We start from the raw sequence: 24,448 nt of genomic DNA, 5'->3' as shown, positions 1-24,448 counted from the left end.
GCATCGTAGGCCGGGCCGGCGGGAACATCCTGGGTGCGTCACTCCCACGAGAGCGGCGGCCTCCCGCGGCGGCCCGGCGATCCTCATCGTGGTGGACATGAACACCACAGCACCGAAGACCGTCCTCGTGACCGGCGCCAGCAGCGGGATCGGCGAGGCCGTCGCCGCGCGCCTGGCCGAGGCGGGCCATCACGTCGTCGCCGGCGCCCGGCGCCTGGATCGGCTCGAGGCACTCGCCGAGCGCACCGACGGCCACCTGCACCCCGTCCGGCTCGACGTGACCGACCGCGAGGACCTGACCGCCTTCGTCGCGACGGCCCTGGACCTCACCGGGCGCGTCGACGTCCTTGTGAGCAACGCCGGCGTGATGCCGCTCTCGCGGCTGGACTCCCTGCTGGTCGACGAGTGGGACCGGATGATCGACGTGAACGTCCGCGGCCTGCTGCACGGCATCGCCGCGGCGCTGCCGCACTTCACCGCACAGGGCTCGGGCCACTTCGTCACCATCGCGAGCGTCGGCGCCCACGAGGTCGTCCCCACCGGCGCCGTCTACTCGGGCACCAAGTACGCCCAGTGGGCCATCACCGAAGGCCTGCGGCAGGAGAGCGACCCCTCGATCCGCGTCACGACCGTCTCACCGGGGGTGGTCACCTCCGAGCTCGCCGACTCGATCACCGAGCCCGGCGCCGCCGAGGCGATGGTCGCCTACCGCGCCCACGCCATCTCCCCGGACGCGATCGCGCGTGCCGTCGCCTACGCCGTCGACCAGCCGGCGGACGTCGACGTCAACGAGATCGTCGTCCGCCCGGCCCGCCAGCGCTGACGCCCGCCGCACCGCGCCGCAGCAGGTCGAGGTCTGCCGCCATGATTCCTCACTCCTGTTCAGCTGCTTCGCGGATCGCCGGTACGTCACCACGGTATCCGGCCGCGGCCACGGAGCGGAGGCGGGCCCGCACCCGGGCGGCGTCCGCCGCCGGCGTCGCGTCGTAGGCGGCGCGGTAGTCGCGGGAGAAGTGCGAGGCGCTCAGGTATCCGACGGCGCCGGCGGCCTGGCCGGCCGACTCGCCGAGCACGACCATCCGCCGTTGCGCCTCGCCGAGGCGGAGCCGCTTGAGGTAGTGCAGCGGGGTCATCCCGGTGACCTGCTTGAAGCGCCGTGCCAGGGTGGACGGGCTGGCCCCCACGGCCGTCGAGAGGCGTGCGAGCGACCACGGCTTGTCGATCGAGTCGTTGAGCGCCTCGATGGCGCGCACCACGATCCCGCTGCGTGGGGTGCCGACGGCGGCCAGCATCCGTGGTGCCTGCTCGGTCTGCAGGAGGCGCAGCACCACCTCGCGTGTGAGGAGCGGCGCGAGCACCGGGATGTCCTCGGGGGCGTCGAGGAGCCCGAGGAATCGCGCGACGGCGTCGGCGAGCTGCGGGGTCCAGGTGCCCAGGCGGGGCGGTTCGTCCGGCGTCGGTCCGGCCGTACGCGCCATCGATCCCGCCACCTCGCTCACGATCGCGGGGTCGAGCCGCCAGATCGCGGAGAGGAACTCGCCGCGCGTGTCCAGTTCGACGACCCCGGCCGAGACCGGCAGGTCGACAGGCGTGATGAGGAAGTGCTCGCGGCCCCAGCGCTGGTCGTGCTCGCCGACGATCGACCGCTTGCGCCCGCTGAGCACCATCGCCAGCGACGGCGTGTAGTGCTGGTAGGAGAGTCCGGTGAGTTCCTCGACCCGGCTGAGCCGCAGCCCCAGGGCCTCGGCGCGTGCCGGGTTGCCCAGGTGTCGCCGGACGCCGGCGGCGGCTCGGTCCAGGTGCGCGTCCACCGCGTCGGTCACTGCATCGGTCACTGCATCGGTTCCTGCATCCGTCACCGCACCATTGAACGCCACGGGCGCCACGCACGCCGGGGTGCGCCCGAAGCCGGCAAGGATCTGACGTGATCAGGCAACCACGCCCGCCCGGCCGGTGTGACGGTGGGAGCATGACATCGAACGCACTGGACCAGCGAACATCGAACGAACACCTCCTGTCCGCCCTCCCGTCCGACGACCGGCTCGCCGGGTGCACCGCGATCGTCACCGGCTCGTCCAGCGGGATCGGTGAGGCGATCGCGCGCGTGCTGGCGGCCTCGGGGGCGCACGTCGTCGTCACGGGCCGGGACGCCGAGCGTGCGGCCCGGGTGGTGGACATCGTCACTGCCCGCGGCGAGCGGGCGACGGCCGTGACCGCCGACCTCGCCGCCGCGCCCGACGAGCTGCGGGACTTCGCACGGCGCGCCACGGAGGCCCTCGGCGGCCGGGTCGACATCCTCGTGAACAACGCCGCCGTGTACCCGGCCGGTCCGACGGAGGGCGTGGCCGACGACGTCCTCGACGCCGTGCTCGCGACCAACATCCGGGCGCCCCACGTGCTCATGGCGCAGCTCGCGCCCGCGATGGTGGAGCGCGGCGGCGGCGTCGTCGTGAACATCGGGTCGTGGATGGGGCGGGTGGGCGTGCCGTTGATGGCGCTCTACCCGGCGACGAAGGCGGCGATCGAGCAGCTCACCCGCGCGTGGGCCGCCGAGTACGGGCCGCGTGGCGTCCGCGTGGCCGGCGTCGCGCCGGGCGGGACGGCGACGCCGGGGAACGCGCACGCCGACGCGCAGCTCGCCGCGATGTCCGAGGCCACGCCCGCCGGCGTCGCGGTGCGCCCGATCGACATCGCACGCGCCGTCCGCTATGTCGTCTCCGACGAGGGCGAGTTCGTGTTCGGCGCGACGATCGACGTCGACGGCGGCCTCATCGCGACACGTCTGCGCTGAGCTGCGCTGAGCCCGGCCGGCCGATCGCGCGGTGGGCGCGACTCGCCGCGGGCGCGAGCGACGACCTGACCTATTCCCTCAGGTAGCGCAGCACGGCCAGCACCCGGCGGTGGTCCGCGGCGTCGTGCGGGATGCGGAGCTTCTGGAAGATCGTGGCGACGTTCTTCTCCACGGTCTTCGGGGAGACGTACAGCTCCCGCGCGATGCCGCCGTTGGAACGGCCCTGCGCCATGAGGGCGAGCACCTCGCGCTCACGGGCGGTCAGTCCGGCCGGCCCGTCGTGCCGGTCCCGGCGACCCATCAGCTGGGAGACCACCTCCGGGTCGAGCACCGTCTCGCCGCCGGCCACGCGCCCGAGCGCCTCGGCGAACTCCCCCACGTCGAGGACGCGGTCCTTGAGCAGGTAGCCGACGCCACGCGCGTCGTCCGAGAGGAGCGCATCCACGTACCGCGTCTCCACGTACTGGGAGAAGAGCAGGACGGGCAGCCCCGGGTACCGGGCACGGAGCACCACCGCCGCGCGCAGGCCCTCGTCGGTGAAGGCGGGCGGCATGCGGATGTCGGCGACGACGACGTCGGGCGGGGTCCCGTCCGCCGCGAGCCGGGTGACCTCGCGATCCAGGCGCTCGCCGTCCGGGACGGCGGTCACCTCGTGCCCGCGGCGGGTCAGCAGCGCGACGAGGCCGTCGCGCAGGATCGCGGTGTCCTCCGCGAGCACGACCCGCAGGGGACTCGGCGGCGTCGCGGCCGGCCCGGTCACGACGTGCCGTCCTGCGGCCGGGCCGCCGCGTCCGCCGCGGCGCGCATCGCGGGGAGGCTCATGGTCACGACCGTCGGCCCGCCGGCCGGACTGGACAGGTCGAACACGCCGTCGACCGACCGGACCCGCTCGGCGAGGCCGGCCAGGCCGGAGCGCAGCCCGGATCCGTCGGGCCGGACCACGGTCGCGCCGCCGTGGCCGTCGTCCCGGACGCGGATCCGCACGGCGTCGCCGTCGGCCGCCTCGATCCGCACGTCGATGCGCGACGCACGGGCGTGCTTGGCGGCGTTGGTGACCAGCTCCGCGATCGAGAAGTACACGATCGACTCGATCGCGGGAGCCAGGCGGCCGGGGGCCTCGACGTCGGGGCCGACGTGCACCCCGACGGGTAGGGGCGCTCGCGAGGCGAGGGTCTCCAGGGCGACGGACAGCCCGCTGTCCAGGGCGGGCGGGTGGATGCCGCGCGCGAGCTCGCGCAGCTCGGTCAGCGCGTCCTTGGTGGAGGCGTGCGCGATCTCGAGGAGATCCGCGACCGTGGCCGGGTCCCCGGCGGCCAGCAACTCGCGTGCCTCGCCGAGCTGCATGCCGACCGCGACGAGGCGTGCCTGGGTGCCGTCGTGCAGGTCCCGCTCGATGCGGCGCAGGCGGGCGTCGGCATCCTGCACGGTGCCCGCCCGCGACCGCTCCAGCTCGGCGATGCGCAGGCTCGACGGCGTCGGCCCGAGCAGCGCGCCGGTCAGGAGGGTCAGCGGGACCACGGCCAGTCGCACGACCCAGGGCCAGAGGAGGACCAGGGCGAGGCCGCCGGCCGCGACGACCGCGAGCCCTCCCGGGGTGTGCCACGAGTCGTCCATGGCCAGCTCCGCCGGCAGGAGGCGGTGCCACGACCAGTAGGTGACGCTGCCGAGCCCCATCACGAGGAACGCCGTGCTCACGACGAGTCCGGCGAGCGCCAGCGGGATCGACGCGACCATGAACAGCATCGACCGCCAGCCCGCGGCGTCGGCGAGCGTCCGCCACGGCCCCCGGCGCGGGCGCCGGGGGAGGGGCGCGGCGACGTCCACGCCGAGAAGCCGGCTCGCCAGCCCACGGTAGACGGCACCCCACAGTCGTCCGCCGCCCACGAGCCACCCGGCGCCGTACAGCCCGACGACGGTCACCGCCGTCGCCGCCGAGAGCAGCACGGTGAGGAGCACGTAGCCGAGCGCGAGGGGTGCCAGGAGCAGCACGAGCCACAGGTAGGCGTACGAGCGCCACGTGCCGGGGGAGAGCGGGGCGCCGAGGAGCCGCCGACCGGGCACCGCCCCGAGTCCCGCGGGCCGGTCGTGGGTCATGGTCGTCATGGTGCCACGCTCCCTCGTGGGCGGGTCGCCGCGTCAGGGTGTGCGCCCTGCCGGGTGGTAGGGCTGTCCCCCGTGTTCTGGATTGCCGCGTCGGGGAGGGCCAGTGCGGTGTGGGCCGGGCGCCCGGCCCTCGGCGGCGCGGTGGCGAGGCCGCGGAGCCTCTGGTTGCGCCGCTCCAGCGCCTCTGCCGTGGCGGGGAAGAGCGCGGCATCGCCTTGTCCGACCAGAGCCTGGTTCAGCTCGACGAATCGGCGGACGTCGCGCTCGTACGCGGCGAAGGCGGTGGCGTGGTCGTCGTGGACGGCCAGCGACCGGGCGAGCATGTAGGCCCCGACGAGGGCGAGGCTGGTCCCCTGTCCGGTCAGGAACGACGGCGCGAAGGCGGCGTCGCCCACGAGCGCGACCCGGCCGGCGGACCAGCGCGGCATCCGGATCTGGCTCACCGTGTCGAGGAATCCGTCGCTCGCGTCCCTCATGGCGTCCAGCACGGCCGGGATCTCCCAGCCGTCGCCGGCGAAGGCCGCGGTGACGAGTTCGCGCATCGCCACCGGGTCGCGGCGGACGGGCAGGGGTGGTTCCGGATGCGCGACCGTGAGGAACCCGTGCAGGTCGTCGCGGTCCCCGACGGCGTAGAGGGCCGCCGCCCGGCCGGGCGCGTTCCACATCACGACCTCCCGGGAGAGTCCCCAGCGGTCGGGCATGGTGAAGATCGCGAAGCAGTACCCCAGGTAGCGGTGAAACCGTTGCTCGGGGCCGAAGACGAGTTCGCGCGTCCGCGAGTGCAGGCCGTCCGCCCCGATCACCAGGTCGAAGCTGCGCCGGGTGCCGCTGCGGAACGTGACGTCGACGCCGCCGTCGCGCTCGGCCAGGCCCTCGACGGAGTCGTCGAACACGAACTCCGCCTCGTCCCGGACGGTCTCGTACAGGATGCCGGTCAGCGTGCCGCGGGGCAGCTCGACGTCGCGCTCCTCGACCCCGCCGGCCACCACCTGCGGAGACAGCACCGCCACCGCGGCACCGCCGGCGTCGAGGAAGGTCATCCGGCGCGACTCGATGTGTGCCTTGTGGAGCCGCGGCAGGATTCCCGTCCGGCGGGCCACCTCCACCGCGGTGCCCCGGACGTCGATCGGGTACCCGCCGGTCCGCGGCGCGGCGGACTTCTCCACCACGGTCACCGTGAACCCGTACCGGCGCAGCCAGGACGCGAGGGTGAGACCCGCGACGCTCGCGCCGGACACCAGGACGGTCGTCGATCCGTTTCTCGTCATCGTCCCTCACGCTCCCCGCCCGAGTACCGGCGCCCGCGGCCGGTCGTGCGCACGAGCACGACGGCGAGGACCGCGGCGATGAGGAACGCGCTGGAGGCGATCCCGATGTACGCGAGCACGCCGACGGCCGAGCTCACCTGCTCCCCGGTGGCGGGCGTGGCAGTCGAGGTGAGCACCGCTGCCCCCACGAAATTCAGGACGACGGCCCCGATCGAGACCATCACCATCACGAGGCTCGACACGATGCCCTGACGTTCCGGAGGCGCCAGGCTGCCCGCCATGTTGAAGCCGGCCGTGCCGAGCGCCCCGACCGTCACGCCCAGCAGGAACCCGCAGCAGAGCGCGGCGGGGAGCTGCGACGCGCCGAGGAACATGCCGGCGGTCGCGGCCGAGCCGAGCACGACCGCCCCGGCGAGGGTCCGGGCGGTGCCGAGGCGCGTGGCGAGCCACCCGGCCGCCGGCCCGCCGAGCGTGGCGCCGATTCCCGGCGCCGCGAGGAGCAGCGCCACCGAGCCCTGGTCGGCCAGGCCGTACCCGAGCTCCTGGTGCGCGGAGACGTCGCCGAGGAGCGGGAGGAGCTGGAGCATGCTCTGGTACGACCCCGCGGCGAGGAAGACGACCAGGAGGGTGAGGATCAGCGGCCGCCCGAGGTCCCGCAGGTCGATGAGGGCGTCGGGCTTCCGGCTCGACACCCGGAACCACCTGATCAGCGCTGCGGCACCGGCGGCGAGGAGGGCGAGCGGGCCGGCGGTGAACCAGCCGAGATCCGCCGCCAGACTGATGTAGCCGAGCACGCCGGCGAGGCCTCCGCCGAGGAGCAGGGCGCCGCCCACGTCGATCGAGCCCGGCGTCCTGACCGGGGACTCGGGGACCAGACAGCGTACGCAGACCGCCATCGCGATCGCGACGATCCCGGCGATGACGAACAGGACCTGGAAGCCGAACTCCACGGCCAGCTGCTCGACGAGGAACCGGGAAGCGATGTTCAGCGCGGCGGAACCGGAGGTCACGATGCCCACGACGAGCATCGCGAGGCGCGGTGCGGTGACCCCTCGGACGATGGCGACGGAGAGGAACATGGCGGCCAGGGCGGCCCCCTGCAGCATGCGCCCCGCCACGAACACCCAGATGTTGGGTGCCATCGCGCAGACGAGGGCGCCCGCGGCGCTGATGAGCAGCGTCAGCACGAGTACTCTGCGCCTGCCGTGGATGTCGGCGCTCCTGCCGAGGAGTGGCGCCCACATCACCCCCGCCAGCATCGCCGTGGCATTGAGCCACGCCGCCTGGCTGGTACCGAAGTGGTCGAGCATCTCGGGAAGCACGAGCAGCGGTGCGGTCACGGCTGAATCGACCACGAAGTTCACGAGAGCCAGGACGGCCACGAGGCCGACGAGGCGGGCGTTCCATCGGGTGTGCGATTCGGCCGCGGGCATCGCGTCCGCGTGTGGCGTGACCCGGTCGAGATTCTTGGTTGCCATGCCGCAAGGCTTTCGCGAGGCCGGGCGGCCGGGACACCGTGCGCGCCCCCGGAGGGGGTAGGGCTGTCCCTCGGCCTGCCCGGGCCGTCGCGCTCATTCGCTCGTCGCGATCAGGTACGACGTCGAACGGCGGGTCTCATCGGCTGGTGAGGTCCTCGACGCCGGTCACCTTCGCGCCGTCGAACTCGACCAGCACGCCACGCCCGGTCCGGCCGGACGCGTCGGGCCGGACGAGGCGGACCGTCCAGCGCCGCCCGGAGCGGAAGGTCAGCTCGGGGTCGCCCAGGGCCGCGCCGTCGGCCGGCCCCAGCCGCGCCACGGCGGTACCGCGCGCGAGCGCGCCGTGCTCGGACCACCGTCGCATCGTCCGGGCCACGAAGGAGAGATCCGGCGGTAGCTCACCCGAGGCCACCATCACACTCGTGGTCAGCGACTCCTCGGTGCCCGGCGGTCGATAGCCGCCGATCGTCCAGCACCGGTGCTCGGCGGGCGCCGGGACCTCGACGAACGTGCCCACCGAAGGGACGACGAGCTCGGCGGGCATGCCGGCGAGCAGCTGGCCGAGCCGCGTGGCCACCTCGCTCTCCGCCCAGCTGCGCACCATGCGCTCCGGCGTCGCGTGGTAGATCTCCGCGAGGGCGTGCAGTCCGCGCCAGGTGGCGTCGTCCAGGCTGATCCGCAGGTCACGTCGGCTCATCGGGCCATCGTGGCAGAGCGCGACCCCTGGAGGGGCCCACGTGCCGCCGCGCCGTCAGTAGCGTTCGACCAGGTGCTCGCGTCCCGCGGGCGGGTCGTACGCGACCGGCCAGAAGTCGCGGATCGCCGCGACCTTGCCGGCGTCGTCGAACGTGAAGAACGAGATGCCGGTCTCGGACCCCTCGCCCACGTGGACCTCGACCCAGGAGACCGCGCCGTCGTCGTCCGCGACGACGCGCCGGACCTCGGCGTGCCACTCGTCCGGGTACTCCGAGTTGAACCGGACCCAGGCGTCGCGGCCGACGACGCGTTCGCGGGTCGGCGGCATGTCGACGACGACGTCGTCGTCGAAGAACCCGGCATAGGTGGTCCAGTCACGGGCCTCGGCGGCGGACCACAGGGCCTCGACCGTGCGGCGGTATTCGTGTGCGGTCATGGCCGCACCGTAGGCCGGGACACCGACAACGAGACCGCCGTGGGTCCGGCGGTGGGCGGGTTTCGGCTGGTTGAAACGATTAGGTGGTCTCGCGGAGCCTTGACTTCAACGATGTACGAGCTAGCCTGAGCCGTTCGTTGTATCGATTCACAATGACGTATCGACGAGATCGGAGCGACCGTTGCGCCCTCCCTCCTCCCGACGGAAGAACCCCCTGCGTTGGATCGCCGCCTCGATCGGCGCGATCCTCGTCGCGGCGGGTCTGCCCGGCTTCGCCCCTCCGGCCACCGCGGCCGTCACCCCCGGCACCTGGTACGCGATCGTCAACGAGCACTCCGGGCTCGCGGTCGACATCGAGGGCCGGTCGACGGCCAACGGGGCCGCGGCGTTGCTGTGGACCCGCACCGACGCCACCAACCAGCAGTTCCGCTTCGTCGACGCCGGCGGCGGGTACCACCGCATCGAGGCCCGGCACAGCGGTCAGGTCCTCGACGTCTCCGCGAGGAGCACCGAGAACGGCGCCGACGTCCTCCAGTGGCCGGCCAACGGCGGCACCAATCAGCAGTGGCAGCTGAACGAGCAGTCCGACGGCTCCTACGAGATCGTCAACCGCAACTCCGGCAAGGCCCTCGACAACTGGGAGTGGTCCACCACCGCCGGGGACCGCGTCTCGCAGTACGACCGCAACGGCTCGGCCGCGCAGCGCTGGCGGCTGATCCCCGTCGGGGACGACGGCGGTGCGTCCGGCGACGGCTCGGTCTCCGACCCGAACCTCCAGTACTACGGCCGCTGGGCCACCGACGGCTCCTGGCGCACGATGGGCTGGGCCGGCGGCTACGTCGAGGCCGCCTTCACCGGCTCCTCGATCGGCGTCCACCTGCGGGGCACCATCGACATGTACTACTCGGTCGACGGCGCGGCCGAGCAGTGGCGGCGAGGCGTGTCGGGGGACGTCACCATCGCCTCAGGCCTCGGCGGCGGCACCCACACGGTCCGCATCGGATTCCGCGAGCGGGCCGGGTCGTACACCGGTGACCCGGCGTTCGGCGGGTTCGACCTGGCCTCGGGCGGCTCGACGACGTCGCTCGCGCGCCCGGCGGACTTCATCGAGTTCATCGGCGACTCGATCACCGTCGGACAGCCCAACGGGAACCGGCCCTTCACGGCCTACCCGTACCTGGTGGGCGAGGCGCTCGGCGCCGGGCACACGCAGGTGGCCCAGGGCGGTGCGTGCCTGGTCAGCACCTCGGACGGCTGCTACGGGATGATGGACTGGTTCCGCCGCTCGTCGGCCTGGGTGGACCGCGACGACTGGAACTTCTCCACCTACCAGGCGACCGCCGTCGTCATCAACCTCGGCACCAACGACGTCGGGCACGGCGTCTCCACCCCCGAGTTCCAGCGGAACTACGTCGTCATGCTGGAGCGGGTCCGCCAGGCGTACCCGAACGCCGAGATCTTCGCGATGGGCGTCTTCCGGAACCGGTACGTGACCGAGACGCGGAACGCGGTCCAGGCACGCGTCGACGCCGGTGACACGCGGGTCCACTTCGTCGACACGAGCGGCTGGGTCGACCCGGCCGCCGACACCCACGACAACGTGCACCCGACCGACGCCGGTCACCGGAAGATCGCCGGCCTGCTGGCCCCGGTCATCGACCAGTACCTGTAGCACAGGGCGCGATTCCTCCCTGGTGGGCCTCGGCGACGGCGCCGAGGCCCACCCCTCATACACCTGGAGCACAGATGCGCACTCCCGAAACCCATGGCCTGCTCGGGGCCGGAGTCACTCGCAGGTCGGTGTTCGGTCTCGCGGCCGGGGCCGCCGCGGCGGCCGGCGGCCTCCTCGCCGCCTCCCCGGCGCACGCGGCGTTCCGGACCGGTACCTGGTACGTCCTGCAGTCCCGGCATTCCGGCCTGGTCCTCGACATCGAGGGGAGGTCGACGTCGGCCGGCGCGATGCTCGTGCAGTGGAACCGCACCGACGCGACCAACCAGCAGTTCCGCTTCCTCGACGCCGGCGGTGGCTACTACGAGATCCAGGCCCGCCACTCGAACCTGCTGCTCGACGTCTCCGCCAGGAGCACCGCGAACGGGGCCGACGTCGTCCAGTGGAGCGCGACCGGCGGCACCAACCAGCAGTGGCGGATCGTCGACGACGGCACGTACCTGCGTTTCGTCAACCGCAACTCCGGCAAGGCCCTCGACGTGTGGGAACGGTCCACCACCGCCGGCGACCGGATCTCGCAGTACGACGACAACGGCGGCGCCAACCAGCAGTGGCGGGCGATCGCCGTCGGCGCTCCGCCGGCGGACGGGACGCCGACGATCTACATCGCCTCGGACTCGACCGCCCAGACCTACAACTCCTCGCGCTACCCGATGACGGGCTGGGGCCAGAAGCTCGCGAACTACTTCGACGCGAACACGACCGTGGCCAACCACGCCATCGGCGGGCGCTCGTCGCGCTCGTTCATCGAGCAGGGGCGACTGGACACGATCCTGGACGCCATCCAGCCGGGCGACTACCTGTTCGTCCAGTTCGGGCACAACGACGCCAGCTCGGGCAACCCCGAGCGGTACACCCCGCCCGAGGACTACAAGCGGTACCTGCGCGACGACTACATGGCCGGTGCGACCGCGCGCGGCGCCACGCCGGTCCTGCTCACGCCAGTCTCCCGGCGCGACTACGACTCGAACGGTCGGTTCCGGGTCTCGTTCCCCGACTACGTCGACAAGGTGTACGAGCTGGTCGACGAGACCGGCGTCGCGATGATCGACCTGTCGGCACGCTCGCGGGCGTACCTCGACGCGATCGGTCCCGAGGCGGCCAAGGACGTGTTCATGCACCTGAGCCCCGGCGAGTACCCGGCCTACCCCGACGGGATCACCGACAACACGCACTTCTCGGACCACGGGGCCGAACAGATGGCGCGCATCGTCTCGGAGGGCGCGGCCGCGCTGTCCCTGCCGATCGCGGATCACGTCCGGTAGCGCGGGCCGGGGCGAGCCCTGGGAGCAGTCCCAGGACCCGCCCCGGTCATCGGGTTGTGCGGACTTCGGTCAGGGCTGGATCGTGGGCACGAAGTTGTCCAGGAAGAACTGGCCCTCCTCGCCCGGGGGCAGCTCACCCATGAACCGGGTGACGACGCCCGTGCTCGCCGAGCGGACGTAGACCTCGAAGTCGATGTGCCCGGCCGATCCTTCGACCCCGCCCTGTGCGGCCACGAGGACCGCCTCGGACGCCCCCTCGATCTCGATGGACGACGCGTGGTAGCCGATCTCGTTCAGCTCGGCGGGGTCGGGCATCTCCTGGGACACGAAGGGCGACTGGACCAGGATCCGCCAGTGATCGTCGAACGGGTTGGACCCGGCGAGCTCGGCGGACCGCCACTCGTGGCCGCTGCCGCCGTCGCCCACGGCTTCGCTGCCGGTCCAGTCGGCCGGGACCGCGTAGCCGACGCCGGCGGTCTCGGTGGTCTGCCAGTCGTCGGTGGCGCCCGGCGTGGGGTCGCCGAGCTCGATCGGGGTCTCCACGTACTCGGGCTCGTCGGACCCGTCCGACTCGTCGAGTTCTGCGGCCCGCTCGTCCTCGGTGAGGTCGGAAAGGTCGGACTGGGCGGCCATGGCGGCCTCGAGCTCGGCGGCCTCGGCGGGGTCGATCTCGATCGACAGGTCAGCTCCGGCCGCCTCCTGCTCGGCGGTCTCGGAGGCCAGGGCGGTGGTCTCGTCCGCCGGAGACGGGCCGGAGACGGCGGCGGCGACGGCCGCCGTGCCCGTGGTCAGGCCGACGACGACGCCGGCGGTCAGAAGGATCGTGCGTCTACGTGTGTGTCGCATGACTCTATGACGCAGCAGGTCAGGGCAAGGTTGTCGGTGGTCGGGACCGATGCGTGCTCAGCGCCGGGCGTCGATGAGGTGCCGGGTCGAGTGGGCGACGAACGGTTCGCCGCCGCGGAGCAGTTCGTCGAGCTCGCGGAGCTTGCCGGCGTACCGGGCGACGGTGAAGTCCGGCACCCACCACACGCACTTGCGCAGGATCCACACCACGGCGCCGACGTCGTGGAACTCCATGCGGCAGCGCGCGGTCCGCAGCGATTCGACGACGAGGCCCGCCCGCTCCGCCTCCTCCACCTCGCGATCCGGGTGGCGGTCGCCGCGCGTCTCGGGAAGCGGCCCGAGGAAGAACTCGATCAGCTCGAAGGCCGACGACGGTCCGACGTGCTGCGCGAAGTAGTGTCCGCCGGGCGCCAGGACCCGGTGGATCTCGTCCCAGTCGGGGCGGACGGGATGGCGTGCGGTGACGAGCTCGAACGACCGATCGGCGAAGGGCAGGGGACCGCCGTCGGACTCGACGACCTGCACGCCGCGCGGTCCGAGCAGGGCGCGGGCCCGTTCGGCGTTGGGCGGCCGGCCCTCGGTGACGACCATCCGCGGAGGGAGGACCTGGGCCTCGGCGACCACCTCGCCGCCGCCGGTGTCGATGTCCAGCGCGGACCGGACCCCGCCGAGCCGCTCGGCCAGCAGTCGCGCGTAGCCCCACGGCGGCCGTTCCTCCGTCGCCCGCCCGTCCAGCCAGCCGAAGTCCCAGCCGGCGACATCCGCGGTCTCCGCCTCGGTGACCAGCTCGTCAAACGTCCTCATGAGCGCAGCCTCCAGCCCGGCGAGTCCCGACCGCAACCGTATTCGGGTCGATGCCACGGATCGATCTGCTGTTTCGGGCGTTGACCTGCTGCGCCGCCGCCATCATCATGGCGCCCATGCCAGACGAAGGTGACGAACGCGACGGAGCGCCGCGGCTCACGATCGAGCTCGCTCCGGTGACGGGCGAACGTCTGCTGCGGATCACGAGCCTGTACGGCACGGACTGGCTGATGTCGTTCGACGACGCCGGGCCGGTGACCGAGCGGCTGGAGATGGGCGGGCTCGCGACCCACTACGAGCGCAACAGCGGCCGCATGCCGCGGGTCGCGGCGGTGATCGATCTCGACCCGGCCACCCTCCGCTTCACGACGTGGACGCACATGGACCACATCACCGGCGCCCGGGTGTGGCTCTTCGTCGCTCCGACGGGCCTCGTGGTGCCCGCCGTGACGATCGAGCTCGACACCGCGGACTCGGGCGCGCCGCGCAAGGGGAACCTGCTCCGGCAGCTCGACCTGATCACGCTGCTCGACGACCTGTACAGCCTCGCGGTCAACGTCGACGGGGACCCGCTCAGCTCGACGCTGGCGGCACTCGCCGCGGAGCGCTCGGCCACGACCGGCGACGGCGTCCTCGGGCCCTACCGGCACCAGCTCGTCGTGGGCCCGCGGCTGGGGCACGTCTTCAAGCGGGACGGGAAGGATCTCGTGCGCCGGATCATCTACCGGTACGACCACGCGATCGACGTCGACTACAGCAGCATCCACTTCCCGCCCGAGGTCAACCGCGGGCCCGAGGCCACCGTCGCCGTCGGCCCGTACGTCAGCGTCCTGTTCGGCCTCAAGAGCGGCGACGACCGTCTGAGCCACGACGAGGACAACGCCGCGTTCGTGTCGGCCGTGGAGGCCCTCTCGGCTCTCGTGGCGCTCGCGCAGATCAGCGACGCGGCGTTCGCGATGTCGAAGTCGTTCGAGAAGGTCCAGGTCGCGGCCGACCCCCGGGACCGCCAGGACGAGCTCGAGCAGACCGCGGACCGGCTCGGCGATCTCCAGCTCCGGCTCACGTTCGGCGTCGAGGGCGTCTGCGACGTGAGCCTGCGCGTGCCTTCGCTGCGCATCAGCAGCTTCCACTCGGCCCTGACGGAGAGCATGGGGCTGAACGCCAACGCGGTGAAGGTCGCCCACATGCTCGACCAGCTCGCCAACGCCGTGCGGTCGGAGGCCACGGCCCTGGAGACGATTCACCGCATGGCCGACGACGCCCGCAGGCTGCGATGGGGCGTGGTGGTCGCGTTCCTGTCCACCGTGGCGGTCCCGGTGACGGTGCTGTTCGGGTACCTGGGGATGAACTCGATCGACGTCGACAGGAACGCGTCCGCCTGGGACGTCGCGACCTACTGGCCCGTCTACCTGTGGATCGCCGCGATGATCCTGGCGGGCTTCTCCATCTTCGGCATCATGTCGTGGCGGGCCCGGCGCAGCCTCCGCCGCCGGTGACGCCGCGCACCGCCGCCCCCACCCGCTCGGTCTCCCCGGTGGCGAGCAGATCGAGCAGCGCTCCCCGGAGCACCGCGAGCGCGAGCGTCCGCCGTGCCACGCCGTCCGCGGTGTCCCGCTCGTTCTCCGGCTGGCACCCGGCGAGCACGCCGAGCCAGTCCCGCACGGTCGCCTCCGCGAAGCCCGCCCACGCGCCGTCGGGCTCGACGAGGGAGCGCGCGTACGCCTCCGCCCACAGCCGCAGGAGCGGCCGGTGCTTCGGGTCGGCGAGCCACGCCCAGACCCGCTCCACCGCCGCCTCCAGTCCGATCGCCTCCGCCTGACGGTCCCGGAGCGGCTCGACGAGGGCCACCTCGTCGGCGCGGGCGCGCGCCAGCAGCGCTCGCACGAGCCCGTCCTTGTTGCCGAACAGGAACATCAGCACGCGGGGGCTGGAGCCGACGGCGGCCGCGACGGGCCGGAGCGACAGGTCGGTCAGGCCGTGCTCGAGCGCGTAGGCGTAGGCGGCCTCCAGCAGTTCCGTCCTGCGGGCCGAGGGTCTTGTCGATTCCTCCGTCACGTGCCTAGCCTATCGTCTACTGAAACGACTGTGTCAGTAGATCGGGACCGCTGGAGGAACCATGACGCGAGAGCCGCAGAACCCGGACGTCACCATCCGCCGGGCCGACCGCCCCGGCGACCTGGGCTGGGTGCTCATGGCCCACGGCGAGATCTACCACGAGCAGTTCGGCTGGAACGCCGAGTTCGAGGCGATGGTCGCGAGGATCGTCGCGGACTACGCCGAGGCCCACGACCCGGCACGGGAGGCGGCGTGGATCGCCGAGGTCGACGGCGAGCGCGCGGGATGCGTCCTCCTCGTCGCGGGAGAGATCCCCGAGGTCGCCAGGCTCCGGGTGCTCCTCGTCACGCCCCGGGCACGAGGTCTGGGCCTCGGCACGCGGCTGGTCCAGGAGTGCGTCGACCTCGCCCGGACCGCCGGCTACCGCCGGATCACGCTGTTCACCACCGGCAACCTCGCCTCGGCGCACCGGATCTACGAGGCGGCCGGCTTCGTCGTCGTCGACGAGGAGCAGCGCCACAGCTTCGGCCACGACCTCGTCGGCCAGAACTGGACCCTTGACCTCGACTCGAACAGCGCCGTCAACGTGGGAGCGTGACCACCTCGGCAAACGCTTCCCGATCGAATAGGCGCGCGATACGCTCCCCGTGACCGTCATCGCCGACAGTCCAACAAGGGGGAACCATGGCCACGAGACAACTGCGCGCCCTGGCGGGCATCGCCCTGGGATCGGTCGCCCTGCTGACCGCGAGCTGCGCGCCCGGCGAGCTCGAGGGCGAGAGCAGCGGCGAGCAGGAGGTCCAGGAACTCGCCCCGGAGGACTTCGCGGGCCTCACCCTGCAGTACCTGTACTTCACCGACGGGCCGGACGAACAGGCCACGCGCGACCTGATCGCCGAGTTCGAGGAGCAGTACGACGTGACGGTCGAGCTGGAGGTGCTGCCCTACGCGGACCTCGTGACCTCCACCCTGAACCGCCTCTCCAGCGGCAACCCGCCCGACGTCGTCCGCCTGACCAGCCTCACCGACTTCCGCGACGACCTGCTCGTGCTCGACCCCTACCTCGGCGACGACTACCGCGACGAGTTCCTGCCCGGCCCCGTCTCGGGCGCCATCAACGCGGAGGACCAGCTCGTCGCCGTCCCCAGCGACCTCACGATGAACGGCCCCTTCGTCAACGTCGACCTCTTCGAGGAGGCCGGCGTCGACGTGCCCGACGAGTGGACCTGGGGCGAGATGATCGACGCCGCGCAGGAGGTGCAGGACGCCACGGGCGTCCCGTACGCCTTCGCGATGGACAAGTCCGGGCACCGCCTCTCGACCGTGCTCAGCGAGTACGGCACCCAGCTCGTCGACTCGGGCGGCAACGCCCTCGACATCGACAAGGCCGAGGCCGCCCTGCGACCCCTCGTCGACCTGATGGCCGACGACGACATGCCCCGGGACTTCTGGCTCGGCTCCGGCACCCGCTACGAGGGCGCCAACGAGATCTTCCTCGCCGGCGAGACCCCGATCTACCTGTCCGGCAACTGGCAGGTCGGTCAGTTCGCCGGCGAGGCGACCTTCGACTGGGCCGCCGCCCCGAACCCCTGTGCGGAGGAGTGCGGCGGCTTCCCCGGCGGCAAGTACATGGCCTCCTTCGCCGACGCCGAGAACCCGGCTCTCGCGGCCGAGTTCATCCGGTTCATGAACGACGCCGAGCACCAGGAGGAGTTCGTCAGCGTCAGCGGGCAGCTCCCGACGCGCACCGACCTCTCCGCCAACGGCGTCACCTACACCGACGAGGCCGCGCAGGCCGCCATGGACACCTTCCTCGCCGACCTCGCCGTCACCCCCGAGAGCGGGTTCGAGGCGAACGGGAACCCGGCGTTCAGCCCGTCGGCCGATGCCCTGGTCGAGGAGGTCTCGGCCGTCGTCGACGGGCAGAAGGAGCTCCGCCCCGCCCTCGAGGACCTCAGCGAGCAGATCGACGTCCTCGTGGAGGAAACGAGCTCGTGACGGCCGCCGCCACCCGCACGGGAGGCTGGGGCATCCGGCTCGCGCCGTACCTGTTCCTGCTCCCCAACATGGTGATCTTCGCCGTGTTCACGATCTACCCGGCGCTCAACGGCTTCAACATGTCGCTGTACTCGTCGAGCAACGGGCGCGTGTTCGCGTGGGAGGGCCTCGGGAACTACGAGCGCATCCTCACCTCCGGCGAGTTCTGGGGCGTCGTGCGCAACACGGCCGTCTTCGCCACCTCCTACGTGGTGCTCGGCACGGTGCTCGCGATCGTCATCTCCGTCCTCATCAACGCCCAGCGGCGGGGACGAACGCTCTTCCGCGCCGTCTACTTCGTCCCCGTGCTCGTCTCGCCCGTCGTCGTCGGCCTCATCTGGAACTGGATGCTCGACCGCCAGAACGGCCTCGTGAACAACGCCCTGTCCACGACCGGGATCCCGCCCGTGCCCTGGCTGGTCGACGGCGCATGGGGGATGGTCTCGATCGTCGCCGTCGGCATGTGGATGCAGGTGGGCTTCTACATGCTCATCCTGCTCGCCGGCCTCCAGTCGATCGACCCCACCCTCTACGAGGCGGCCCGGATGGACGGCGCGGGCGCCTGGGACCAGTTCCGCGTCATCACGATCCCCATGCTGCAGCCGACCATCGTCGTCGTCGTGGTCCTCGCCACGATCCACGGCTTCCAGTCCTTCGACTTCATCTGGACCCTCACCGGCGGCGGGCCGGTCGGCGCGACGACGCTGATGGTCCAGTACATCTACGAGAACGGCTTCCAGTCGCCCATCCGGTACGGGATCGCCACCGCCGGCGGCGTCCTGCTGTTCCTCGTGGTGTTCACCCTGACCCTGGCCAACTGGCTGATCAGCCGCCGGAGGGAGGCCGTATGAACGAGCCCCGCACCGGGTCGCGACCCGTCGGACCCCGGCTGATCGCCCCCGACGACGGCCGCAGGCGCACCTGGACGACGACGAAGGCCAAGCCCGTACGACTCTCCGACGCCCTGCGCGTCGTCGTCCTCACCGCGGGCGGACTCGCCTGCGTCGTCCCGCTCCTGTGGATGTTCCTCGGCTCGTTCAAGTCGCCGACCGAACTGGCGCAACGCCCGCCGACCTTCCTCCCCGAGTCCTGGGCACCGACGAACTACACCGAGGCGCTCGACCGCTTCGACTTCACCCTCTACCTCACCAACAGCGTCGTCGTCACCGTCCTCGCGACCCTGCTCACCCTCGTGATCAACTCCATGGCGGCCTACGCCCTCGCGAAGTACAACTTCCGGGGCAAGAACACGCTCTTCCTGCTCACCCTCGCCACCATCATGATCCCGCTCCAGGTGATCCTCATCCCCGTGTACCAGGTCGTCGCGTCGCTCGGCCTGGTCAACACCCTCTGGGGCATGATCATCCCCGCGGCCGCCACCCCCACCGGCGTGTTCCTGCTGCGGCAGTACATGCTGTCCATCCCCGACGAGCTGATCGAGGCGGCACGCGTCGACGGCTCCGGCGAGTTCCGCACCTTCGTGTCGATCGTGCTGCCGTTGTGCACGCCGGCGCTCGCGGTGGTCGCGATCTTCTCGGTGATGTGGCGCTGGAGCGACTTCCTGTGGCCGCTCGTCGTGGCGCAGAGCGAGGTCGTCTACACGCTCCCGGTCGCGCTCGCGCGCTTCAACGCGGAGCTGACGGTGCCCTTCAACCTGATCCTCGCGATGGGCGTGGTCTCGACCGTGCCCGTGCTGGTGCTGTTCCTGATCTTCCAGAAGCAGATCGCCACCGGCGTCGCGAACACCGGGCTCAAGTGAGGAACTGCGAGGAGTCATGACCGAGCCGACGGCGCCGACCGGGCGCACCGTCCACCTGACCGACGCCGACGGCACCGTGCGCGACTGGCTCGCCTCGCCGCCGTGGGCGCTCCCGTGCGAGGACCTGGGGGACTTCCTCCCGCTCGACGGGCCGCCGTGGCGGGACGCGCGCGCGTCCGACGGCCTGCCGTCGTCCGGCCACGGGCGCTGGGTCCTGACCAACGGACCCGACGTCGGCCCGTTCAAGGAGCGGCTCCTGGCGGCGCGCCCCCTCGACGCGGCGCAGGCGCTGCCGGAGATCGCCGAGGGCGGGACGGTCGGGCTGGAGGCGCTCGGAACGCGGCTCGACGGGCACTGGCGCCGGATCCGCACGGGCTGGGACGGCTACGTCGACTGGTCGGCCTTCTGCTTCACGCCCGAGTACCGCGCGTCGATCACCGCGACCGTGCTGGAGGTCGACCAGGCCGAGTGGCGCACGCTCGTCGTGCACAGCACGGGACCGTTCGTGCTCTGGGTCGACGGCGAGCCCGTGCTGCGGGGCGACACCGTGTCGTACATGGAGCCCGAGGCGCACGAGGTGCGCGTCCGGCTGCACTCGCGCACGACGACGATCCACCTGGCGACCGCGCAGGTCGCGTTCCGCGAGGTGCGGCACATCGCACGGCTGCGCGTCGCCGGCCTGCCGGTGCGCGTCGTCATCCCGTCCGCGGGCGCGGACGAGACCGCGGCCCGGCTCGCGGAGACGGTGCTCACCCGCGTCGCGTCGGCGAGCTGGGCGCAGGAGGGCGAGTCGGCCGTGCTCGAGGCCCCGCCCGGGGTCGCCCTGCGCGTGCGCGTCGGCGACGGGGCGTGGCAGCACGTGACGACCGACGGCGCGGGCCGCGCCACGTACTCGCTCGCCGGCGCGGCCGAGGAGGAGGACGAGGGCGGCGACGTCGCGCGGTCCGCGGGCGCCTCGATGCTGAGCACGGGGGAGTCGATGGTCGAGGTCGGCGTCGCCGACGAGCGCTGCCCCCAGACCGTGCGCCTGCGCGTCGCCCGGCTGCCCCGCGACAGCCGCGTCACCAGCGAGGGCGACGCCGGGCAGTGGCGTGCCGAGGTGATGTCCCACCTCGTGCGCGACGACGCCGGCGTGCGCGAGCCGGGCGTGGCCGGCGTGCTCGCGCGCCACGCGACGAATCCCGCCACGCGGGTGACGGCGGGCGACCTCGCCTCCGCCCGCCGCCGCGTGGTCACCCGCGGCGACTGCGCCGACTTCGAGGCCGTCGCGCTGCTGCTCGCGTGGCACCGGATCCCCGCCGGATCGTGGGCGCCCGGGCTGCGCGACGCGGTGCGGCGCGAGCTGACCGGCATGAAGTACTGGATCACCCAGCCCGGGCTGGACGCCATGTGCTACTTCACCGAGAACCACCAGCTCGTGTGGCACGTCGCGGAGGCGCTGGCGGGGGAGACGTATCCCGATGAGACGTTCGCCGTCGACGGCCGCACCGGCGCCGAGCACGCCACCGAGGCGCGGGCGCGCGCGGCCGCCTGGATCACTCGCAAGCTGGAGGGCGGGTTCAGCGAGTTCGACTCGAACGCGTACCTCGCCATCGACACCTACGCGCTCGTCGCGCTGATCGAGCTGGGGTCGGACGACGATCTCCGCCGCGCGGCGCGCACCCTGCTCGACAAGGTGCTCGTGACCCTGACGAGCAACTCGTGGCGCGGCGTGCACGGCACGGCGCACGGCCGCTCCTACGTGCACACCCTGCGCAGCAGCCGGTACGAGGAGACCTCGCCGCTGCTGCGCCTGATCGGCGGCCTCGGCACGCTGAACGACGCCGTCCTGCCGGTCACGGCCCTCGCGCTCGCGGAGCGGTACGAGATCCCGGACGTGGTGCGCGAGCTCGCGCGCAGCCTGCCGGACGAGTGGGAGGGGCGCCAGGTGTACCGCGGGCACCTGGCGTTCGAGCGTGATCTGCTGGAGCGCCCCTACCGGTCGGACGTGCGCGTGTTCCGCACGCCGGACGCGATGCTGTCGAGCGTCCAGGACTACCGCAGCGGGCTGCCCGGCCTGCAGGAGCATCTCTGGGGAGCCACGCTCGGGCGCGAGGCGCAGGTGTTCGTCACCCATCCGGCGAACGCGGACACGGGATCCGCCGCCCGGCCCAACGGCTGGGCGGGACACCGCGTGCTCGGCCGGGTGCACCAGCACCGCGACGCGGTGGTCCACGTGCAGCGCTTCACCCCGAGCGATCCCGCCGCGTCCACCCACCTCTGGTTCCCGTCGGCGCAGTTCGACGAGATCGTGGCGGACGGCGACTGGTTGTGCGGCCGGATCGGCGACGGCTACGTGGCGGTCGCGACGCCGGGCGGCCTGCGCGCCGTGACGGCGGGTGACACGGCGCGTCAGGAATGGCGGCCGCGGGGGAGCGCGCGAGGGGGTGGCAGCGCCTGGGTCGCCACGATCGGGCGGCGCGCCGTGGCGGGGGACTTCGCCGGCTGGATGCGAGGACTGGTGGCGAGCGAGCTCGACTGGTGTCCCGAGGGGGAGCGGGACCCCGGCGTGCGCTGGTCCCGCGACGACGCGCCCGGCCTCGAACTGAGCTTCGACGGCCCGTTCCTCGTCGACGGCGTGCCGCAGGGCTTCGCCGACGGCCGGCCCGAGACGGAGCCCCACCTCGACAACCCGGCGGTCACCCTGGCGTTCGGCCGGCCGTCGGCCACGGTCCGCTGGGGCGGCGCCGAGCTCGAACTCGACATCGCCGGCGCCCTGGCGGCCGCGCAGGCGGTGCTGGACCGCGACGCGGGGTGATCGTCCTATGGCGCGGGTCGCGGTTCGAGGTGAACGCCCGCCGCCGCGACGCCGCCTCACGCCGCGCCAGCCTGGTCGTGGACGGTGTGGAAACGCCTGTCGACGTCATCGCACTGGAATCGAGCGAGCTGTGCGCGATCCCGTCTGGTGCGGACGGACGGATCGCCCTCATCGTCGAACGCTCAACCGAACCGGGATGGCGCGAACCGATCTCGATCGCGCGGGTCACCAGCTTGGACGACTACGCGGTACCAGCCTGGCGGCCCGGTCGGTAAAGCAGTGGAGCGTTGCGCGGCCGGTTGCGCAGCGCGGTTCGGGCCGGTGGGATGAGGGGCATGGCCACGAACGAGCACCCGAACCTCGCGATCACCGGCGCGACCGGCCACGTCGGCGGAGCCGTCTTCGAGCACCTGCGCGACTCGGGGCTCCCGATCCGCCTCGTGGTGCGCGACGCCGAGCGGGCGCCGGAGGGCGCCCGCGACGTCGCGGAGGCGTCCTTCGGTGACCGCGGGGCGGCGACGGCGGCCCTGCGCGGGATCGACGTGCTGTTCATGGTGTCGGCGGCGGAGAGCGCGGACCGGCTCGACGAGCACCGGACGTTCGTCGACGCCGCGGCGGCGGCGGGCGTGCGGCACGTCGTCTACACGTCGTTCCTCGGCGCCGCCGCGGACGCCACGTTCACCCTGGCCCGCACCCACTGGGCCACCGAGCAGCACCTGCGCGAGTCGGGCATGGCGTGGACGTTCCTGCGGAACTCGTTCTACCTCGACGTCTTCCCGTTGTTCGCGGGTCAGGAGGGCGTGATCCGGGGCCCGGCCGGCGACGGCCGCGTGGGTGCCGTGGCGCGGGCCGACGTCGCCCGCGCCGCCGCGGTCGTGCTGAGGGACGCCGCGGCGCACGAGGGGCGCACCTACGAGCTCACCGGGCCCGAGGCGCTCACGCTGAGCGAGATCGCCCGCGTCATCGCGCAGGCGACGGGTCGCACGACGACGTACGAGGACGAGACCCTCGAGCAGGCGTACCGCTCGCGCGAGCCGTACGGCGCGCCGGACTGGCAGGTCGAGGCGTGGGTGTCGACGTACACGGCGATCGCGGCGGGCGAGCTGGACGTCGTGACCGACGACGTCGAACGCCTCACCGGCACGCCGCCGCTGAGCCTGGCGGACCTGCTCCGCGGGAGCTGACGACGCATCCGGGTGCCGGGTGCCGGGTGCCGGGTGACGACGCCCGGCGAGCAGAGTCATAGATTGTGATCGATTGGTTATGGCTCCTTGGGCGGCAGTTCATCCTAGGTTCACATAGATCGCGTTCTATCAATAGTGTCCGACAGACACACAGGTGGGAGACCCCTCCCGCCTCCCAGCAGACGGGATCACTCACGTGTTCAAGTTCCCCAAGCGCGCCGCGGCCCTCGCGGGTGCCGCGGGCCTCATGCTCCCCCTCGCCGCGTGCAGCGGCGGCACCGAGACCCCCGGCGGCGAAGCAACCGAGGGTGGCGAGGAGCTGTCCGGCTCGGTCGTCATCGACGGCTCGTCGACCGTCGCCCCCCTGACCGAGGTCGCGGCCGAGCTCTTCATGGCGGAGCACCCCGGCGTCCAGGTTTCCGTCGCGGTGTCCGGCACCGGCGGCGGGTTCGAGAAGTTCTGCAACCAGGAGACCGACATCTCCGAGGCCTCCCGCGTGATCTCGGAAGAGGAGTCGGCGGCCTGCGAGGCGGCCGGCGTCTCCTACGCCGAGCTGGGCGTCGCCAACGACGGCCTTGCCGTGGCGGTCAACCCCGAGAACGACTGGGCCGAATGCCTCACCGTGGACGAGGTCTCGTCGATGTGGCGCCCGGACGAGCCGGTCACCAACTGGGCCGACGTGCGCGACGGCTTCCCCGACGAGGAGATCACGCTCTACGGCCCGGGCACCGACTCCGGCACCTTCGGTTACTTCACCGAGGCGATCAACGGCGAGGAGGGCGCCATCACGCCCGACTACAACGACATCGGCGAGGACGACAACGCCGCGGTCCAGGGCGTGGCCGGCGACGCCGGCGCCACGGGCTACATCCCGCTCTCGTTCGTCAACGAGGCCGGCGACACCATCCGGGCCGTCGAGATCGAGAACGAGGCCGGCGAGTGCGTGGCCCCGTCCGAGGAGACCGTCATGGACGGCTCCTACAACCCGCTGGGCCGCCAGCTCTACATCTACCCCTCGGACGCCGGGCTCGAGAAGCCCGAGGTCGTCGCCTTCGTCGAGTTCTACATCGAGAACCAGGCGGAGATCGCGCAGACGGCCGGGTTCATCCCGCTGAACCCGGAGCAGGAGCAGGTCGCCACCGACGCCCTGGCCGAGCTGACCATGTGACACGCGCCCGAGGCGTACCCCGCGAACGGGTA

Annotated in this window: 23 protein-coding genes; 13 read left to right on the top strand and 10 right to left on the bottom strand. The window is 72.4% G+C overall.

Translation table 11 applies throughout. The features are described 5' to 3' along the window. Positions 1 to 97 precede the first annotated feature (97 nt). Positions 98 to 823 (top strand): SDR family oxidoreductase, encoded by a 726-nt coding sequence (locus IIE03_RS21110; protein ID WP_192864742.1) that lies wholly within the window; start codon positions 98 to 100, stop codon positions 821 to 823. Between the two features lie 49 nt (positions 824 to 872). Here the strand turns inward: IIE03_RS21110 and IIE03_RS21105 are convergent, their stop codons facing one another. Further along, the gene (locus IIE03_RS21105) at positions 873 to 1,835 is read right to left on the bottom strand and encodes an AraC family transcriptional regulator (RefSeq protein WP_318843112.1); all 963 of its coding nucleotides are present in this window, start codon (positions 1,833 to 1,835) and stop codon (positions 873 to 875) included. 134 nt (positions 1,836 to 1,969) lie between these two features. Between IIE03_RS21105 and IIE03_RS21100 the strand changes: the two genes are divergently transcribed. Continuing rightward, positions 1,970 to 2,791 (top strand): SDR family NAD(P)-dependent oxidoreductase, encoded by an 822-nt coding sequence (locus IIE03_RS21100; protein ID WP_192864741.1) that lies wholly within the window; start codon positions 1,970 to 1,972, stop codon positions 2,789 to 2,791. A gap of 70 nt (positions 2,792 to 2,861) precedes the next feature. Here IIE03_RS21100 and IIE03_RS21095 read toward each other — a convergent pair whose 3' ends face one another. The 6 genes from IIE03_RS21095 to IIE03_RS21070 form a co-directional block, all read right to left on the bottom strand. After that, positions 2,862 to 3,551, bottom strand: coding sequence for a LuxR C-terminal-related transcriptional regulator (locus tag IIE03_RS21095; RefSeq protein WP_408632861.1), 690 nt, complete (start codon positions 3,549 to 3,551; stop codon positions 2,862 to 2,864). Then, positions 3,548 to 4,894 (bottom strand): sensor histidine kinase, encoded by a 1,347-nt coding sequence (locus IIE03_RS21090; RefSeq protein WP_192864740.1) that lies wholly within the window; start codon positions 4,892 to 4,894, stop codon positions 3,548 to 3,550. Before IIE03_RS21090 ends, IIE03_RS21095 begins: the two co-directional genes overlap by 4 nt. Beyond that, a complete protein-coding gene (locus IIE03_RS21085) occupies positions 4,891 to 6,162 on the bottom strand; it encodes an FAD-dependent monooxygenase (RefSeq protein WP_192864739.1) in 1,272 nt (423 codons plus the stop codon). Before IIE03_RS21085 ends, IIE03_RS21090 begins: the two co-directional genes overlap by 4 nt. Next, positions 6,159 to 7,640: an MFS transporter gene (locus IIE03_RS21080; protein ID WP_225998128.1), complete on the bottom strand. Its 1,482-nt coding sequence runs from the start codon at positions 7,638 to 7,640 to the stop codon at positions 6,159 to 6,161. The genes IIE03_RS21085 and IIE03_RS21080 overlap by 4 nt, the downstream gene beginning before the upstream one ends. Before the next feature lie 136 nt (positions 7,641 to 7,776). After that, entirely contained in the window at positions 7,777 to 8,337 is a 561-nt protein-coding gene (locus IIE03_RS21075) for a hypothetical protein (protein ID WP_192864738.1), read from the bottom strand. Between the two features lie 54 nt (positions 8,338 to 8,391). Next, positions 8,392 to 8,772, bottom strand: a complete 381-nt coding sequence (locus tag IIE03_RS21070) for a nuclear transport factor 2 family protein (RefSeq protein ID WP_192864737.1) — start codon at positions 8,770 to 8,772, stop codon at positions 8,392 to 8,394. 181 nt (positions 8,773 to 8,953) lie between these two features. Between IIE03_RS21070 and IIE03_RS21065 the strand changes: the two genes are divergently transcribed. Beyond that, on the top strand, positions 8,954 to 10,444 hold the full coding sequence (locus IIE03_RS21065) for an RICIN domain-containing protein (protein ID WP_192864736.1): 1,491 nt from the start codon (positions 8,954 to 8,956) through the stop codon (positions 10,442 to 10,444). Positions 10,445 to 10,518: 74 nt separating this feature from the next. Beyond that, a complete protein-coding gene (locus IIE03_RS21060; RefSeq protein ID WP_192864735.1) occupies positions 10,519 to 11,766 on the top strand; it encodes an RICIN domain-containing protein in 1,248 nt (415 codons plus the stop codon). Between the two features lie 69 nt (positions 11,767 to 11,835). On the opposite strand, the gene IIE03_RS21055 is transcribed toward IIE03_RS21060, so the two are convergent. After that, positions 11,836 to 12,612, bottom strand: a complete 777-nt coding sequence (locus IIE03_RS21055) for a hypothetical protein (RefSeq protein ID WP_192864734.1) — start codon at positions 12,610 to 12,612, stop codon at positions 11,836 to 11,838. Positions 12,613 to 12,669: 57 nt separating this feature from the next. Next, positions 12,670 to 13,416: a class I SAM-dependent methyltransferase gene (locus IIE03_RS21050; protein WP_192864733.1), complete on the bottom strand. Its 747-nt coding sequence runs from the start codon at positions 13,414 to 13,416 to the stop codon at positions 12,670 to 12,672. A gap of 116 nt (positions 13,417 to 13,532) precedes the next feature. Here IIE03_RS21050 and IIE03_RS21045 point away from each other — a divergent pair, with 116 nt between their 5' ends. After that, positions 13,533 to 14,912 carry a hypothetical protein gene (locus IIE03_RS21045; protein ID WP_192864732.1) on the top strand — a complete coding sequence of 460 codons (1,380 nt, stop codon included), beginning with the start codon at positions 13,533 to 13,535 and terminating at the stop codon, positions 14,910 to 14,912. Here IIE03_RS21045 and IIE03_RS21040 read toward each other — a convergent pair. Then, a complete protein-coding gene (locus IIE03_RS21040; protein ID WP_192864731.1) occupies positions 14,872 to 15,471 on the bottom strand; it encodes a TetR/AcrR family transcriptional regulator in 600 nt (199 codons plus the stop codon). The genes IIE03_RS21045 and IIE03_RS21040 overlap by 41 nt on opposite strands. 61 nt (positions 15,472 to 15,532) lie before the next feature. Here IIE03_RS21040 and IIE03_RS21035 point away from each other — a divergent pair, with 61 nt between their 5' ends. The 8 genes from IIE03_RS21035 to IIE03_RS21000 all read left to right on the top strand — a co-directional run bounded on the left by IIE03_RS21035 (position 15,533) and on the right by IIE03_RS21000 (position 24,416). Then, on the top strand, positions 15,533 to 16,069 hold the full coding sequence (locus IIE03_RS21035) for a GNAT family N-acetyltransferase (RefSeq protein ID WP_192864730.1): 537 nt from the start codon (positions 15,533 to 15,535) through the stop codon (positions 16,067 to 16,069). A gap of 86 nt (positions 16,070 to 16,155) precedes the next feature. Continuing rightward, on the top strand, positions 16,156 to 17,469 hold the full coding sequence (locus tag IIE03_RS21030; RefSeq protein ID WP_192864729.1) for an ABC transporter substrate-binding protein: 1,314 nt from the start codon (positions 16,156 to 16,158) through the stop codon (positions 17,467 to 17,469). After that, positions 17,466 to 18,359 (top strand): carbohydrate ABC transporter permease, encoded by an 894-nt coding sequence (locus tag IIE03_RS21025; RefSeq protein WP_318843111.1) that lies wholly within the window; start codon positions 17,466 to 17,468, stop codon positions 18,357 to 18,359. The genes IIE03_RS21030 and IIE03_RS21025 overlap by 4 nt, the downstream gene beginning before the upstream one ends. Continuing rightward, a complete protein-coding gene (locus IIE03_RS21020) occupies positions 18,356 to 19,267 on the top strand; it encodes a carbohydrate ABC transporter permease (RefSeq protein ID WP_192864728.1) in 912 nt (303 codons plus the stop codon). Before IIE03_RS21025 ends, IIE03_RS21020 begins: the two co-directional genes overlap by 4 nt. Before the next feature lie 16 nt (positions 19,268 to 19,283). After that, the gene (locus IIE03_RS21015; protein ID WP_192864727.1) at positions 19,284 to 22,064 is read left to right on the top strand and encodes a hypothetical protein; all 2,781 of its coding nucleotides are present in this window, start codon (positions 19,284 to 19,286) and stop codon (positions 22,062 to 22,064) included. Between the two features lie 29 nt (positions 22,065 to 22,093). Next, positions 22,094 to 22,339 carry a hypothetical protein gene (locus tag IIE03_RS21010; RefSeq protein WP_192864726.1) on the top strand — a complete coding sequence of 82 codons (246 nt, stop codon included), beginning with the start codon at positions 22,094 to 22,096 and terminating at the stop codon, positions 22,337 to 22,339. A gap of 51 nt (positions 22,340 to 22,390) precedes the next feature. Beyond that, on the top strand, positions 22,391 to 23,248 hold the full coding sequence (locus tag IIE03_RS21005; RefSeq protein WP_456299264.1) for an SDR family oxidoreductase: 858 nt from the start codon (positions 22,391 to 22,393) through the stop codon (positions 23,246 to 23,248). A 196-nt stretch (positions 23,249 to 23,444) separates the two neighbouring features. Then, positions 23,445 to 24,416 carry a PstS family phosphate ABC transporter substrate-binding protein gene (locus IIE03_RS21000; RefSeq protein ID WP_318843110.1) on the top strand — a complete coding sequence of 324 codons (972 nt, stop codon included), beginning with the start codon at positions 23,445 to 23,447 and terminating at the stop codon, positions 24,414 to 24,416. Positions 24,417 to 24,448 lie beyond the last annotated feature (32 nt).

This window comes from Myceligenerans pegani, from assembly GCF_014892515.1.
GTDB classification, from domain to species: domain Bacteria; phylum Actinomycetota; class Actinomycetes; order Actinomycetales; family Cellulomonadaceae; genus Myceligenerans; species Myceligenerans pegani.
Note: the sequence above shows the minus strand (reverse complement) of the source record. Positions and strands in the feature narration are given on the sequence as shown.

Excerpts from the sequence above, each read along its gene's own strand:
- IIE03_RS21020 (WP_192864728.1), top strand. The coding sequence starts at position 18,356 with ATGAACGAGCCCCGCACCGGGTCGCGACCCGTCGGACCCCGGCTGATC.
- IIE03_RS21005 (WP_456299264.1), top strand. The coding sequence starts at position 22,391 with ATGAGGGGCATGGCCACGAACGAGCACCCGAACCTCGCGATCACCGGC.
- IIE03_RS21080 (WP_225998128.1), bottom strand. The coding sequence starts at position 7,640 with ATGGCAACCAAGAATCTCGACCGGGTCACGCCACACGCGGACGCGATG.
- IIE03_RS21100 (WP_192864741.1), top strand. The coding sequence starts at position 1,970 with ATGACATCGAACGCACTGGACCAGCGAACATCGAACGAACACCTCCTG.
- IIE03_RS21085 (WP_192864739.1), bottom strand. The coding sequence starts at position 6,162 with ATGACGAGAAACGGATCGACGACCGTCCTGGTGTCCGGCGCGAGCGTC.
- IIE03_RS21045 (WP_192864732.1), top strand. The coding sequence starts at position 13,533 with ATGCCAGACGAAGGTGACGAACGCGACGGAGCGCCGCGGCTCACGATC.
- IIE03_RS21070 (WP_192864737.1), bottom strand. The coding sequence starts at position 8,772 with ATGACCGCACACGAATACCGCCGCACGGTCGAGGCCCTGTGGTCCGCC.
- IIE03_RS21055 (WP_192864734.1), bottom strand. The coding sequence starts at position 12,612 with ATGCGACACACACGTAGACGCACGATCCTTCTGACCGCCGGCGTCGTC.
- IIE03_RS21030 (WP_192864729.1), top strand. The coding sequence starts at position 16,156 with ATGGCCACGAGACAACTGCGCGCCCTGGCGGGCATCGCCCTGGGATCG.
- IIE03_RS21015 (WP_192864727.1), top strand. The coding sequence starts at position 19,284 with ATGACCGAGCCGACGGCGCCGACCGGGCGCACCGTCCACCTGACCGAC.
- IIE03_RS21090 (WP_192864740.1), bottom strand. The coding sequence starts at position 4,894 with ATGACGACCATGACCCACGACCGGCCCGCGGGACTCGGGGCGGTGCCC.
- IIE03_RS21060 (WP_192864735.1), top strand. The coding sequence starts at position 10,519 with ATGCGCACTCCCGAAACCCATGGCCTGCTCGGGGCCGGAGTCACTCGC.
- IIE03_RS21035 (WP_192864730.1), top strand. The coding sequence starts at position 15,533 with ATGACGCGAGAGCCGCAGAACCCGGACGTCACCATCCGCCGGGCCGAC.
- IIE03_RS21110 (WP_192864742.1), top strand. The coding sequence starts at position 98 with ATGAACACCACAGCACCGAAGACCGTCCTCGTGACCGGCGCCAGCAGC.
- IIE03_RS21075 (WP_192864738.1), bottom strand. The coding sequence starts at position 8,337 with ATGAGCCGACGTGACCTGCGGATCAGCCTGGACGACGCCACCTGGCGC.
- IIE03_RS21050 (WP_192864733.1), bottom strand. The coding sequence starts at position 13,416 with ATGAGGACGTTTGACGAGCTGGTCACCGAGGCGGAGACCGCGGATGTC.